Below are 13831 nucleotides of genomic sequence, written 5' to 3'. Positions count from 1 at the left end.
ATAAATGGACGAGGTGCATGGTGATGAGAATCGGAATTCCCAAAGAAATCAAGAATAATGAGAATCGTGTAGCAATGACTCCGGCCGGGGCTGCTGATTTCATCAGAGCCGGTCACCAGGTACTGATTGAACAAGGCGCCGGGATCGGCAGTGGATTCACGGATCATGAATATCAAACTGCGGGCGCCGAGATTCGGATTGATGCCAAGTCAGTGTGGACCGAAGCCGATATGATCATCAAGGTGAAAGAACCACTTGCCAGTGAATATGAGTATTTTCGTCCGGGACTGATTCTGTTCACATACCTGCACCTCGCAGCGGAACCGGAGCTTGCCAAAGCCCTTATTAAAAGTCGGGTAACGGCTATTGCGTATGAGACGTTGGAGGTCAACAGTGCTCTACCCCTGCTAACCCCTATGAGTGAAGTTGCAGGCCGCATGGCCTCCCAGATCGGAGCACAGTTACTGGAGAAGACCGAAGGTGGCAAGGGCATTCTGTTGTCCGGTGTACCAGGCGTCAGTCGGGGGAAAGTGGTCATTATCGGTGGCGGAACGGTGGGAACAAATGCAGCCAAAATTGCTATTGGTCTTGGCGCCGATGTGACCATCCTTGATCTGAATCTGAATCGTCTGCGCCAGTTGGATGATATCTTCGGCAATCAGATCCATACACTGGTATCCAGCCCGTCCAACATTGCAGCAGCTGTTGCGGCAGCAGATCTGTTGATCTGTGCGGTGCTGATTCCGGGCGCCAAGGCGCCAACACTTGTCAGCGAGCAAGTGGTTAAGACGATGGCACCGGGTTCGGTCATTGTGGATGTGGCGATTGATCAAGGTGGGATCGTTGAGACCATTGATCATATCACAACCCACGATGAACCGACCTATGTGAAACATGGTGTCGTGCATTACGCGGTGGCGAACATGCCAGGCGCCGTGCCGCGTACGTCCACGGTGGCGCTGACCAACGCCACCATGCCTTATGCGCTGCAGCTGGCCAACCACGGTGCAGCCGCCGCGATTCGCGGCAGTTCGTCCATTCGCAGCGCGGTTAACGCGCTGAATGGACACATCACGTATGAGGCGGTTGCCCGGGATCTCGGGCATGCCTATGTTCCTGCGGGTCAGGCGCTGGAGAATACCGCCGCTGTCCAGTAATCTTGAACTGATCGTTCCACCCGGCGCATAGTCGCCAGGCCTGTGGAACGCAATAGAAGCGCGAGTCGGGCAGATGATGTTCCCGGCTTGCGCTTCTTGTTTTTTTTCACATATAGGATAGCTTGTTGGTTGGTATAAGGCCTTTAGGTTCCTCCAGTTTTGGCGCTTCAGACTGCTCGCTCACTGCATACTTCGCGGAAGTTGCAATCCCGGCAGGACCGGTGCGATGGCATCGCTGTGAAGTAGGTGACGTCCTTGGGGCGGTTATAATACTCATCCTCCACGCATGATCGCATCTCCTCAATGTAACGACCCACGTTCTCCTCCACCTTCCGGATATCCTCTTCTGTGGCTGTAAACTCTCGGTGTTTTCCGGTTAACAGATACTCCACTCTCAGCTCAATCTGTTCTAAGGGAACCCGGTAGTGCTCTCTTACATAGGATGCGTACAGCATTAGCTGATCGGAGAAGTCATCTTCCTTGCCGGTCTTCCAGTCCACAATGACAATATTGCCGTTACTGCGCCGATACAATAAGTCCATCTTCACATACACGCGTGTATCGTGCAGCATCATGGTATCCCATTTCTCGATCTCCAGAATGTCCGTACTTGCCCGGGACAAGTCCTCCCACGTAAGCGTCTGGTACAGGTTACCGACACAGGCTGAAGCCCGTTCCTTGATCGTGGCGATCCGGTCATTCAACGTATCATCCCCGTAATATATCTCGGACAGCATCGTGCGATTCTTGGGGTTAAGCCGCCACTGATCCGCGTCCATGGATTCCACATACGCCTGATTCAGCAGCTTGCGTATCGTCTGTTCCAGGAAATGTTCACGCGGTTTATCTTTGCCCTCTTCCCTGCTGCGTACCGCCGACTCACACATCCGATGCGCGAGGTCCCCGAAGACAAGGTACAGATTGCTGAGCTGCTTCAGACGGTACAGACGAACCTGCATCTCATCAGCAGAGTCTGTCTTCCAGCCGTTATGGGCACCGTAATAATGATAATAATATTTTCGCAGGCACTCATCGAACATACTCGCCCGCGACTGCGAATAAGACCACTGCGGGTATTGTGCCATAAGTAATCTGCCTTTCTGTATGCCGGACCTGCATGAGATCCCTTAATGCTCACAGTATAAAGCCAGGGCAACATTGCCGCAAGCGCGCTTCCGTTATTTTCTTCAGACGCAACCGTTTCCGATTCGATCCGTATCGTTTATATAGTAACATCACCAAAAGATGAAATTGCGGAGCAGAACGCTTAATATACTTCATAGAGGGCAGCGAATCCGGGACCTGGATGCTAGTACGGGTCTGGCCCAGGGCCAGTGCGGGCCCGGCGCTAACGAATCTCACACACCTTATCATGTGGATCATGAGGTTTTACAGAATCTAACGAACCACAGACACGCTAATTAGTCTTATTTTGATTGTAGAACGTGTTTATTGCAAGCAAATGAGTCAATAGCATGTCTCTGATTCGTTACATTTTCAGATCTGCCGATTTACGTGAAATAAGACTTACTCGGTTCGTTAGAAAATGATTATATGAAAAATATTGTACAGGCATATCCTAAAAGGAGGCACCACCCATGAATCGACCGGATTGGTTCCAGGCGGAAGAAGCATTACAACATATGCAAGTCATCGGAAGCGACCGGAATGAGCTCGTGAACATCATCGGCGATGTAGAAGGATTGAATTGCATTGGCACAGGTACAGACGCGGCTGTATTTACGTATGACGGCTTGCCGCAGTATGCCTTCAAGATGTACTCGGATCATGCCTTGGACAAACTCGAAAATGAAAAACAGGTATACGAGCAGCTCAAAGGCCTGCCATACTTCCCTATCTATTACGGCAGCGGCCGGAATGTACTCGTGATCAGTTTTGAACCCGGGGATACACTGCTGGAATGTTTGGAAAAGGGAATCCCCGTCCCCGAGCAGGTGATGCTCGATGTGGACGCAGCGCGAGAAGCCGTTCGCAGCCGCGGGCTGAACCCTCGCGACATTCATCTGAAAAATGTAATTCTTCAGAACGGACGCGGGAAAGTGATTGACGTATCCGAGTATATTCAGGACGGCAATGACAATCGCTGGGAGCATCTGGTTTGGGCCTATCACAACATCTATCCACGGATCAAAGGAACGCCCATATCTCCACGCATGCTGCAAACGATCAAATGGGGATACAATCAGTTCGATCATGCCAACGTCAAAATGGACGACCTTGCCAAGAAAGCCAATCGTCTGTTCTCCAGATTTATGAAATGAGCACGTTGTACACATAGATAATTGTCTTGATATTATTGAATCAAAACCACCCGGATAATACCTTGAAGAGGCCTTTATCCGGGTTATTCTTCATATATGTGCGTATGCATATGATTATGGTTACGGTAACCACTGCTGTGTGCTCTGCTTCTACTTCTACTTCTACTTCTACTTCTACTTCTACTTCTGCTCACAATTGCGACTGCGAGTTACTTAGGGTCACACTCATCTTTATAGACATTTTATTCGAGACTAATGCTAAACTGGTCGCGCTCAACCTTCTTTTCTCCCCCGTCCCTGCGAGGGGGTCATGCCCTTGTATTGTTTGTATAACTTCGTAAAATAATTGGCGTTGTCGCAGCCGACTCTGGCGGCGATCTCCGTAATGGTCAGACTGCTGCCTTGCAGTAGTTTTTCCGCCTCACTCATCCTGCACCCGTTCACGTATTCCACGAAGGTACGTCCGGTCAGCTTTTTGAACATTTTGCAGAAATGATACGCATTCAGTCCCACATGGCTTGCCGCTTCGGTAACGGACATCTTTCCGGTGGGGTCCGCTTCGATCTGCGCAATCAACTGTTTGAAACGTTCACGATTAGGAAAATACGACCCAACCGATCTATCGGGCAACTGCTGTGGCATAAAGGTACGAGCAAGCAGAGTGAACAAAGCATGCAGCTTGGACTTCACGACCAGCTGATAAGCCGGGGGCTGTAATGCCATCTCCTCCACAGCTTCATTCAGCAAAGAATAATAGCCTACACAGGCTACGTTTTCCTCTGCCGGTTTGACCGGAAATCTCACCCTGCCTTCCAGATACGGCGCGACATATTGCTCATGCACGGGATCATGGGTGAAATCATGAAACAGTGCACGATTAACCACGACGGAATCATAATGCACATCCCCATCATCCAGGGCATACCCGACATGCAACGCACCTCCGGGAATGATGATGACCTCACCTGCTCGAACTACATAAGGTTTGCTATCGATATGAAACAGCGCACTGCCCCTTCGCATGACAATCAGTTCAAAATGTTCATGCCAATGCAAATACAGAATGCATTCTTCGGCTTTCATATCCGAACACCGATTTCGGAACAACTGAAACGGGTGCGATTTATGATCAATTCGGGTGTTTTCGTGAAGCGCTTTCAGATCCAGCACGACTTCTTCCCCCTCTTCACAAGATCCGACTAATATTACACAAGATTGTTTAGAGCCATCCCGTTAATCCCCGTCTATAATGAGTGTCACGAAGTACTATAAGCCAATATTGGAGTGAATTACAACCATGAAAAATCCATTACGCATCGGTACCCTTGTAGGCGGGCAGGACGCCGTCCGAGTGATCCCGCAGATCATGCAACACGGTTTCGAATCATTCAATCTGACTTTCTGGCAAACGACAGGCGATCTGGATCTCGCCGAGACAGCGAAACGTGTTCGTGAAATCGTGGACGAACAGGGCATTGTCATCTCCGCGGTGAGTGTGTTTGGTAACCCGCTAACTGGAGCGGGAGACAACGCGGATACACTCGCGAGCTGGGAGCGAGTCATCGATCATGCACAGCTCTTCGGTGCAGATATCGTCTCCGGGTTCACCGGACGTCTGACCGATCAACCCATTAACGAGTCCATTCCCCGTTTCAAGGAAGTATTTGGTGAACTGGCGCGCCGGGCAGCAGACCGGGGTGTACGGATTGCTTTTGAAAACTGTGATATGGGAGGAACCTGGCAGACAGGCGACTGGAACATTGCCCATAATCCAACGGCCTGGGAGATGATGTTCGATGCTGTTCCAGATGAAAATGTAGGCCTGGAGTGGGAGCCTTGCCATCAAATGTCCAGCCTGATCGATCCTATTCCACAGCTACGCAAATGGGCTCACAAAGTCTTCCACGTACATGGCAAAGATGCCACGATTGCCTGGGATATTGTCAAGGAATACGGCGTGCACGGCCCACGTGAATTTGTCTGGCACCGCACACCCGGCTTCGGGGATAATAACTGGGCAGACATTATCACCATTCTGCGTCAGAACGGTTATCAGGGCACGATTGATATTGAAGGCTGGCATGATCCCGTCTACAAAGACGAACTCGAAATGACCGGACAGGTGCATGCATTACGATATTTGAAGCAATGCCGTGGTGGCGATTTTGTGCCAAACCCGGTATAGGAAACCATGCGAGCCGTATAACACAATCCATACGAAGGAGATGAGCGGATGAGTCATCCTTATCAGGTAATTATCGCTGGCTGCGGTGCCATGGCGAACACATGGGCAGACTACGCCTTGCAAAGACCGGATACGGAGATCGTTGGGCTGGTCGATCTGTATGAACAGACAGCCATTACTTTTGCTACTAGACATAGTCTCACCTGCCCTACGTTCACCGATATCCGTGAGGCCATTAAAACGACTGGTGCAAATATCGTATTCGATGTCACGATTCCAGCGAGTCATTACGGCATTGCCATGACGGCGCTGAAGGAAGGATGTCATGTATTTGGCGAGAAACCACTGGCAGAGTCCTTCTCCGACTGCACAGATATTGTGCAAACCGCTCGCAGCACAGGACACATTCAAGCGGTCATGCAGAATCGCCGTTTCGATCCGCGTATCCGCGCCTACCAGCACCTCATTTCCGGCGGAGCTATAGGGCAGGTTGGTTACGCAGGGGCCGACTTCTTCCTCGGGCCACACTTCGGCGGATTCCGTGATCTGATGGATAGCCCGCTACTGCTCGATATGGCAATACATACGTTTGATCAGGCACGATATATTCTCGGAGCCAACCCGGTATCGGTGTATTGCCATGAGTTCAATCCTCCAGGTTCCTGGTATCAGGGCAATGCGATGGCGTTATGTATATTTGAGATGTCTGACGGGTCCGTATTCAACTATCGCGGATCCTGGTGCGCAGAAGGTGTACCCACATCATGGGAAGCAAGCTGGCGCGTAATCGGTGAAAAAGGAACCGCCATCTGGGATGGTCATGATGACATCTATGCTGAGGTGGTTACTGCGCAAAGCCTGGATGCTGACGGCAAACCATCCTTTTTCCAGCCAAGCGAGCGGATTGAAGCGGAACTGCCTGTCATGGACAAAACAGGACATCACGGATGTCTCGAAGACATGTTCGCCGCACTGGAAACAGGCCGATTGCCTGAAACGGATTGCAGTGATAACCAGTTCAGCATGGCTATGGTCCTCGCATCTTTGGAAAGCGCACGTACAGGCCAGAAAGTGTTCATCGCTGATCTGCTGAAAAACACATAGAAAAGCCTGTGTACATCAATTAAACAAAGCCCAAACTGCAAAGTTCAGCAGTTTGGGCTTCATTGTTTTTTTACCTACTCTCCTATTCTAAAAATGATGTCAAAAAAAGGTCATGCCAAATAGCAGAAGTAGTGTAGGGGACGAAATCGATTCTGAAGAAACGAAGTGTTCGCCTTTATCCCCGGATTTCGACTTTACAAAAGGCGATCAGGAAATCCGGGGATAACAGCGATCAAAAGAACGATTCGTAACCGGAACGGCCACTTTGCAGGCAGTGAACAATTATTTTTTTGAATTACATCACTTATAGAATTCCTTTTTTCATTGCCTTATACACCAGTTGCGAGAACAGACTGTTGGACCAGGCAAACCATGGTCTTGTAAACGTGTTAGGATCATCGGCGTGGAAGCCTTCATGCATATATCCCGTATCCGCATCCGTGTTCTCCAGCAATTCAATCATGGCCAGCATTTCCTCGTCATTGTCTGCGGTTAAGCCCTGCATGGATAGCGCCATGTGCCAGATGTATCCCGGAGGGGTGTGGGGGCTACCGATCCCTTTGGCTACCTTCCCTTCATAGTAGAACGGATTCTCCCTACTCAAAATGAATCGGCGTGTGTTCTGATACACAGCATCCTCCACCGAAGCATACTCCATATACGGAATGGACATCAGTCCAGGCGTGCCCGCATCATCCATCAGACAAAAGTTACCGTAACCGTCCGTCTCATAGGCATATATCTGTCCATACTCTGGATGACGGTAAGTACCGTACAGGGAAATGCCATGTCGTATGTCTTCTTCCAATCGAGCCATCCGGCTCACCAGTTGTTCATCCCGAAATACCCACTTCGCAATCTCCCCCATCTGGCGCAAGGTTACCGCAGCGAACATATTCGCCGGAATATTATAATGAAAATCACAGGCATCATCGCTCGGACGGAATCCGGACCAGATCATACCCGTGTAATTCACAGGCATACCCAACCCCTCATTACGCAGCGTATCATGAGCTGGACAATTGCGGCGCATGAACCGATAAGATGAACGCTCTGCATGATGCTGCTCTGTTTCCCATAAGTCTACGATATTCTCCATCACTTTCTTGAAACGCTCATCGAATATATCCGTAAGTTCCGTCTCCCGCCAATATGTATAAGCCAGCTTCATGGAGAAACAAAGGGAATCCAGCTCAAACTTCCGTTCCCACACCCACGGTGACATCTCCGTCTCATCATTGGCATCCCAATGCCAACCATTCGCCGTTTCATTGAACGCATTGGCATAGATATCCATATCAGCGTAGAACGTATGCCGTTTGATCAGGCCTCCAATAATACGCTGCAACTTCTCATCATCCTTGGCAAGCGGAACATAATGCATGACCTGTTCTACGGAATCCCTTAACCACATCGCGGGAATATCCCCTGTTATTACAAAGGTTGTCCCATCCTCAAGTAGCTTCGTGGTCGTTTCCAGTGTATTGGGAAAACAATTGCGAAACTGAGCCAGCAATCTCGGTCGATGTTGCAAACGCTCGTCCGCCTCAGTCAGAATATCCTGCACAGCTTGCGGTAATTCCAGATGTGGCATAGGGATTGTTGGTAATCTGAACTGTTCCATGGACGTTGTCTCCTTTGAATTGAAGTATATGAAATGATTTAGATTGACTCTGCGATGCTAACTCTATTGTTATTTTTGTTATGATAAATTATAATAACATTATTATTTGTAAGTGTACTGTGTCCGAAGATGATCGTCAATTCTTAGAGGTCATCTCAATGGATTTATGCAGTTCGCTTACATACGAAGGAGTAATGATATGTCACGCAAAGTATCCATTCAGACGCTGGCTGACCAGCTCGGATTATCCAAATATGCCGTCTCCCGCGCACTCAGTGGCAAGACGGGAGTTAGTGAAGCCACACGTGCACGGGTACTGGAACTTGCTCGGGCTTTGGGATATCGCCAAAGTACTCCAGGTGCTGCCAACGGTCCTGCTGCCGCAAACCATGTGGATGATCCTTCCGATCCACCGTTTGCTCTCATATGCATGAATCAGCTCAACCGCGGTGAACCTCACTACTGGCAACGTGTTCTGTCAGGCATGATCTCCGCCTGTAATGAGCGTGGTTGGCATCATGCCATTGTATCTCCCTCACTCGGAGTGACAGACGAGAACACCTCTCCCGAAAAAGCTATTGCTCCTCACTTGGACTGGGAACGTTGTGCCGGGATTATTGTCATGGGGGCTTTCCCGCATACGGTTCTGCAACGACTCTCTCAGACCGGCCGGCCTATTATTCTGGTAGATCATCAGGAGCCCCTGCTGAATTGTGATACGATCAGCCATGATAATCTGGAAGCTGGCATCACCGTGGCTAGATATCTAATGTCTATGAATTGCCGAAGAATCGGTCTCATCACAGATGATGGTCGTGCTGCGAGCTTCGCCCAGCGGAAAATCGGGATTGAGTTGGCTTTGAACCATTTCCATGTGGACACCAGTCATACGACCAGCTTCAGAGAATGGAATATTCCGTATGAGAACGGCGAATGGGTTAACCAATTGGCTACCACAATTCAAAGCATGCCAGATGACAAACGTCCCGATGCCTGGATCGGTGTTAATGATGATATTGCTTTGCAGTGGATGCACAAATTACAGGAGATGGGCATCTCCACACCTAAAGATTGCCTTGTCATCGGTATCGACAATGTACACTCTGCCGTTACGTCTTCCCCGCCTCTGACCACAGTTAATCTGTGTAAAGAGGAACTCGGACAGCGTGCCGTTGAAGCTTTACAACGCCGGATCGAACGCCCGGGGACGCCGAAAGAAACGGTTATGTTATCGACTACGTTAATTCCAAGGGAATCTGCATAATTCGGAAAGGGTAACTGCTCTTTTCTGAAGATGGATTCGTTAGGTATGCCCCCGTAAGTCTGGTGCATACGAAAAAGGCCCCGCATACCATTATGCAGGGCCTTTTCGTATATTAGGCTTATATCCTTATATGTCTATACATCCACACTTAAATCTGTTGATCCATCCTTATACATCCATTCGAAGTTTTCATTTACTTCATGTCTGAGAATTGTACTAGTGGTTATTCCAGCCAGGGCAAGCTATTGTACGACGGAAGGTCCACTTCCCAATTCACATCGCGATACTCTCGGTTAACTGCGGTTCTTTTCAAAGTGAATTTTGTACCCTTTTCTTCGTTAAACCCCCGAATTTTTAATTGCAGATCATCTTCAACGTATTCACCGTTATTATTAGGTTGATCCGGATAACCGTTCACTTCAACAGGATACTCTTTTCCATCCGAATCTACTGCAACCCAGCGATCACCCATGAAAGCATTTCGGAACGTCCCACTCCCCTTCAGAACTAGTGAATACCCTTCCTTTACATCAATCTTCGGAGGATCATACGATTCCATCAGTGGCTCGTACTCAAAATCATAGAATAATATTCTATCTCCAAGCTGTTCAAATTGTGCAAAAGTATAAAAATTCGTGTCCTTACGCCTCTTCTCCAGATCAACTTCCACTGATTTCTCTTCCTTCACCGGGAGGGTGTAACCATCCAGAACAAAGCGAATGTTCTTCGCATCTACCGTTACAAACGCAGGGTCCCATGTCTCTGACAACTTCAACGGCCCACCATTCCTTAAGTCACTCTGATCTTGGAGTCGAAACTTGGCTTGACGGGCATCTGGTCTTATTCCATTGAAAATTCGATATTCATTTGTTTCAGGAATCTCAAGATGGTAGATAATGCTCATATAGTTCGCCCAATCCTCATCAACTTTGCCACGAAGCTTATCCTCCAGCTTCACATTTAGATCTAGCCGGGTTCCATTTGGCGTACGTACAAGCTGTGTCATATCAAGCTTTAGTCCTTCTGGCGTCGTATATGTGTTATCCATAGAATTTTCAACAGCCAATGATTTGGCTTTGGTCATATCGATATTGAATTGGAAGCTCCAATCCACCGTAACATCTCTATCTTCGTAGGATTTCTTCTCGTAATCATAATATCTGCCCACATTTAAATTACGCAGTTCACCCCGCACGACCACTTGATCCGGAATTTCATCATCAAACTGGAATAACAATCGTTCAGATAGAGGGCCCTTTGTTCTTGCATCTCTTGCAAGAGTGGCAACCTGTCGCCCCTCTTCATCCGTAACATGAATTCTCCCCATCGCATACAGTGACCGTGATAACCCTAATCCATCAGGTGTTGTTTGTTGCATGGTCATTACCATATGAGATCGGTCTACAAGCACGTCTTCAATTTTAAGCGTGTAGCCCTGGTCATTGATATTGATATCCGGATTAACCACAAGTCCAAGAGGTTTAAGACGTTTATAATCATCCGCAAAATAGGAATATTTCAATGCTTCAGGCACAGGTATGTTAGGCAATGGCAGACGATCCACAGCATTTACCGCGGGTTGTGCTGGCTCTGCTGTTCGGTCAAAAGCAAACCAGGCCCCTCCGGCAAGTATCACAACTGCCGCGGCGGCGATTCCAGTCCGAAGCATCCAATGTGCTCTCATGGATTTTTTTAAGAATGGATGCTCTTCTTCTCCACTTTCCATGGACACCCCATCCAACTTCTGCATGACCTTCAGCGTAAAATCCGCATCCGGCTCCTCACGGTACAGGTGCTCCTCCCACAACCGATCCTCATCCCTTGAAATAGGCTTCATACGTAGCTAAACCTCCTTTACGTTCCATTTGCTTCCTCAGCGTTTTTTTCCCGCGATAAAGGGCGTTACGCACTTTGGTTGAACTCATGCCTGTAATATCTGCAATCTCTTCATAACTTAACTCGTTTGTGTACTTCAGTAATAACACCAAGCGATACGAATCAGGTAACTGTTCGAGTTGGCGATATATTTCACGCTGCATCTCTTTATGCAGCACACGCTTTTCAGGTGTTTCATTACTGACAGGTTCGATCCCCTGATCGACTGGAGACATGACGGGTTTCTTTTCCCGTATAAAATCCCGCATCCGATTCACCGCAATGCTGTATACCCACGACGAGAAACTGCTTCCCTCTCGCCGCGACGGGAGATAACGATAGATGCGAATAAACGTATCCTGAGCGAGATCCTGTGCATCCGGATGACTCGCACCCATTCCGCGCATGATGCCGTAGACTTTATTTTTATATCGATCCACAAGCACGGAGAACAATTGCTTATCCCCTGCAACAATGCGCTCAATAAGCTCCTCCTCCGGTATCTGTTGAGTCATGTAATCCCCCTTCTCTACAGCTTCCATGCATGGTTCTGTACTATATAGACGGAAGCCGGTCCCGAAACCTCTCACTTTATCCAAAAAAAAGAATTCGCCCTCATCGGCGGAGCCGACAGGGTGAACTCTGCGTACCAACATTCTGTGATTGTCGCTGCACATTCTCTATAGGTTTCGTGGTAGCCTATTACTGCTGCTATCTTACCTCTCCTGTCTTTCTTACCTCTTAATCTTCCCTGTTCTTCTCCGCAACAAAATCAGCAAGCTGGGAATAGATCGACACAATCTCATCCATCGACATGCGCACGAGCCCACTGGACGACGGAGCGACGAACTCCTGAATTTCCTTGACGACCGGGTCATCCTGGAATCCCCATTGTACTTTGGTACGCTTGCTGTACTGGGTGTACACGCCTTTTCCAACAAAACAAGCGATGTCCGGTCGGTATTTCTCCAGCTTTTGCCGTAAAATCTGTCGTCCTTCTGCGTACTCTTCCTTTGTAATATCCTCCATACCTCTGGTGGGACGGGCCACAATATTCGTGAATCCATATCCCAGCTTCAGCAACTCTCCATCCTCCTGTGCATCGTATAAACGCGGGGTTAATCCCGACCGTTCAAGAATGCGCCAGAACCGGTTTCCTTTGTAAGCATAATGATGACCCGTCTCTCCAGACGTAATGCTCGGATTGAAACCAATAAACAATATCGATAAACCAACATCCAGATGATCTGGAATCATGATGCAACCCCTCCTGATGTTTTTTAGCCAATTCACACATTCGGTTGTGTATAAAATGATATAATGAGCAAAGCATTTTCGAAATCGGATTGAAATTTTCATGAAAAAGGAAGCTGAACTAATGATTGCAGACATCATGCTTGAAGTCGTCCTGCCCGTCTTTCTCCTCATTGCCGTCGGGTCCTGGATGCAAAAGGTGTTCAAGCTGGACTTGTACACACTCGCCAAAATCAATTTCTATTGTATTACCCCCGCAGCCGTCTTTATGAGCATGTACCACTCGGATATGTCGGGCGAACTGCTTGGGACCGTGACACTCTTTTACGCGATATATGTATTGATTCTCTATATTGTAGGTTCTGTATTTGCGCGCTCGCTTCGGATGAATAAAGGCATGAAGGCTGCCTTCAACAACAGTATTATGCTGGATAACGCAGGCAACTATGGATTGCCCATCAATGCACTGGTATTCCGCGGCGATCCACTCGCCTCTTCCATTCAGGCACTGGTCATGTCTTTGCAGGCATTACTGACATTCACCTATGGCGTGTTGTCCATTCAGGGCGCGAAGCTCAAAGGTAATTACCGTGCGGTGATTATTGGATTTCTTAAAATGCCTGTTCCGTATGCGCTCTTGCTGGGGATTCTGTTACACATGTGGAAGGTTCCCTTGCCTACGTTCCTGTCCATGCCGCTGACCTATGCGCAGCAAAGTATGGTTGCCGTGGCGCTTCTGACACTCGGAGCACAGATTGTAAAATATCCAATTCAACTATACCGTCTTGATGTGTATATTAGCACATTTTTGCGACTCCTGATCGGCCCGGCTATCGGAATATCGATTGTGCTTCTGCTTGGGTTGGAAGGTATCGCTGCACAGGCACTCATTATCGCTTCGGGTATGCCGACCGGTGTCAACGCATCCATTCTCGCGGAAGAATACGATAACGAACCCGATTTTGCAGCCCAGACGGTGCTGATCTCAACGTTGCTTAATATCATCACAATTACGGCACTGATCTCTTATGCCAAAACGTTCTGAATATAGAAAAACAAGTCCATGACCTGCGAACAGGGTTGTGG

Annotated in this window: 12 protein-coding genes; 6 read left to right on the top strand and 6 right to left on the bottom strand. The window is 48.5% G+C overall.

What is annotated here, in order from left to right:
* The first annotated feature begins 23 nt into the window (after positions 1-23).
* Positions 24-1157, top strand: coding sequence for an alanine dehydrogenase (ald, locus tag J2X75_RS16945; protein ID WP_310338075.1), 1134 nt, complete (start codon positions 24-26; stop codon positions 1155-1157).
* Between the two features lie 167 nt (positions 1158-1324).
* Here the strand turns inward: ald and J2X75_RS16940 are convergent, their stop codons facing one another.
* Positions 1325-2242: a PD-(D/E)XK nuclease family protein gene (locus J2X75_RS16940; RefSeq protein WP_307539283.1), complete on the bottom strand. Its 918-nt coding sequence runs from the start codon at positions 2240-2242 to the stop codon at positions 1325-1327.
* 513 nt (positions 2243-2755) lie between these two features.
* Between J2X75_RS16940 and J2X75_RS16935 the strand changes: the two genes are divergently transcribed.
* Complete coding sequence (locus tag J2X75_RS16935; RefSeq protein WP_310338073.1) at positions 2756-3439, top strand: serine/threonine protein kinase; 684 nt, start codon at positions 2756-2758, stop codon at positions 3437-3439.
* 273 nt (positions 3440-3712) lie between these two features.
* Here J2X75_RS16935 and J2X75_RS16930 read toward each other — a convergent pair whose 3' ends face one another.
* Positions 3713-4609, bottom strand: coding sequence for a helix-turn-helix transcriptional regulator (locus J2X75_RS16930; protein WP_310338072.1), 897 nt, complete (start codon positions 4607-4609; stop codon positions 3713-3715).
* 127 nt (positions 4610-4736) lie between these two features.
* On the opposite strand from J2X75_RS16930, the gene J2X75_RS16925 reads away from it, so the two are divergent.
* Together J2X75_RS16925 and J2X75_RS16920 are read left to right on the top strand one after the other, a co-directional pair.
* Positions 4737-5624 (top strand): sugar phosphate isomerase/epimerase family protein, encoded by an 888-nt coding sequence (locus J2X75_RS16925; protein WP_310338070.1) that lies wholly within the window; start codon positions 4737-4739, stop codon positions 5622-5624.
* A 48-nt stretch (positions 5625-5672) separates the two neighbouring features.
* Positions 5673-6728, top strand: coding sequence for a Gfo/Idh/MocA family protein (locus J2X75_RS16920; protein WP_310338068.1), 1056 nt, complete (start codon positions 5673-5675; stop codon positions 6726-6728).
* Positions 6729-7032: 304 nt separating this feature from the next.
* Here the strand turns inward: J2X75_RS16920 and J2X75_RS16915 are convergent, their stop codons facing one another.
* Positions 7033-8352, bottom strand: a complete 1320-nt coding sequence (locus tag J2X75_RS16915; protein ID WP_310338067.1) for a glycoside hydrolase family 125 protein — start codon at positions 8350-8352, stop codon at positions 7033-7035.
* 199 nt (positions 8353-8551) lie between these two features.
* Here J2X75_RS16915 and J2X75_RS16910 point away from each other — a divergent pair, with 199 nt between their 5' ends.
* Positions 8552-9616 (top strand): LacI family DNA-binding transcriptional regulator, encoded by a 1065-nt coding sequence (locus J2X75_RS16910; RefSeq protein WP_310338065.1) that lies wholly within the window; start codon positions 8552-8554, stop codon positions 9614-9616.
* Positions 9617-9839: 223 nt separating this feature from the next.
* Here J2X75_RS16910 and J2X75_RS16905 read toward each other — a convergent pair whose 3' ends face one another.
* The 3 genes from J2X75_RS16905 to J2X75_RS16895 all read right to left on the bottom strand — a co-directional run bounded on the left by J2X75_RS16905 (position 9840) and on the right by J2X75_RS16895 (position 12748).
* Complete coding sequence (locus J2X75_RS16905; RefSeq protein ID WP_310338064.1) at positions 9840-11453, bottom strand: hypothetical protein; 1614 nt, start codon at positions 11451-11453, stop codon at positions 9840-9842.
* The gene (locus J2X75_RS16900) at positions 11431-12006 is read right to left on the bottom strand and encodes an RNA polymerase sigma factor (RefSeq protein ID WP_310338062.1); all 576 of its coding nucleotides are present in this window, start codon (positions 12004-12006) and stop codon (positions 11431-11433) included. Before J2X75_RS16900 ends, J2X75_RS16905 begins: the two co-directional genes overlap by 23 nt.
* Positions 12007-12232: 226 nt before the next feature.
* Positions 12233-12748, bottom strand: a complete 516-nt coding sequence (locus tag J2X75_RS16895) for a mismatch-specific DNA-glycosylase (RefSeq protein WP_310338060.1) — start codon at positions 12746-12748, stop codon at positions 12233-12235.
* A gap of 121 nt (positions 12749-12869) precedes the next feature.
* Here J2X75_RS16895 and J2X75_RS16890 point away from each other — a divergent pair, with 121 nt between their 5' ends.
* Positions 12870-13790 (top strand): AEC family transporter, encoded by a 921-nt coding sequence (locus tag J2X75_RS16890; protein WP_017690279.1) that lies wholly within the window; start codon positions 12870-12872, stop codon positions 13788-13790.
* Positions 13791-13831: the final 41 nt, after the last annotated feature.

Source organism: Paenibacillus sp. 2003 (assembly GCF_031455635.1).
GTDB lineage: Bacteria > Bacillota > Bacilli > Paenibacillales > Paenibacillaceae > Paenibacillus > Paenibacillus amylolyticus_B.
The sequence above is the reverse complement of the archived record's forward strand: the minus strand, read 5'-3'. Positions and strand labels throughout refer to the sequence as shown.

Bases quoted from the DNA above. Each gene is read 5' to 3' on its own strand.
- J2X75_RS16910 (WP_310338065.1), top strand. From the start codon at position 8,552: ATGTCACGCAAAGTATCCATTCAGACGCTGGCTGACCAGCTCGGATTA.
- J2X75_RS16895 (WP_310338060.1), bottom strand. From the start codon at position 12,748: ATGATTCCAGATCATCTGGATGTTGGTTTATCGATATTGTTTATTGGT.
- J2X75_RS16905 (WP_310338064.1), bottom strand. From the start codon at position 11,453: ATGAAGCCTATTTCAAGGGATGAGGATCGGTTGTGGGAGGAGCACCTG.
- J2X75_RS16890 (WP_017690279.1), top strand. From the start codon at position 12,870: ATGATTGCAGACATCATGCTTGAAGTCGTCCTGCCCGTCTTTCTCCTC.
- J2X75_RS16915 (WP_310338067.1), bottom strand. From the start codon at position 8,352: ATGGAACAGTTCAGATTACCAACAATCCCTATGCCACATCTGGAATTA.
- J2X75_RS16900 (WP_310338062.1), bottom strand. From the start codon at position 12,006: ATGACTCAACAGATACCGGAGGAGGAGCTTATTGAGCGCATTGTTGCA.
- J2X75_RS16940 (WP_307539283.1), bottom strand. From the start codon at position 2,242: ATGGCACAATACCCGCAGTGGTCTTATTCGCAGTCGCGGGCGAGTATG.
- J2X75_RS16925 (WP_310338070.1), top strand. From the start codon at position 4,737: ATGAAAAATCCATTACGCATCGGTACCCTTGTAGGCGGGCAGGACGCC.
- J2X75_RS16920 (WP_310338068.1), top strand. From the start codon at position 5,673: ATGAGTCATCCTTATCAGGTAATTATCGCTGGCTGCGGTGCCATGGCG.
- ald (WP_310338075.1), top strand. From the start codon at position 24: ATGAGAATCGGAATTCCCAAAGAAATCAAGAATAATGAGAATCGTGTA.
- J2X75_RS16935 (WP_310338073.1), top strand. From the start codon at position 2,756: ATGAATCGACCGGATTGGTTCCAGGCGGAAGAAGCATTACAACATATG.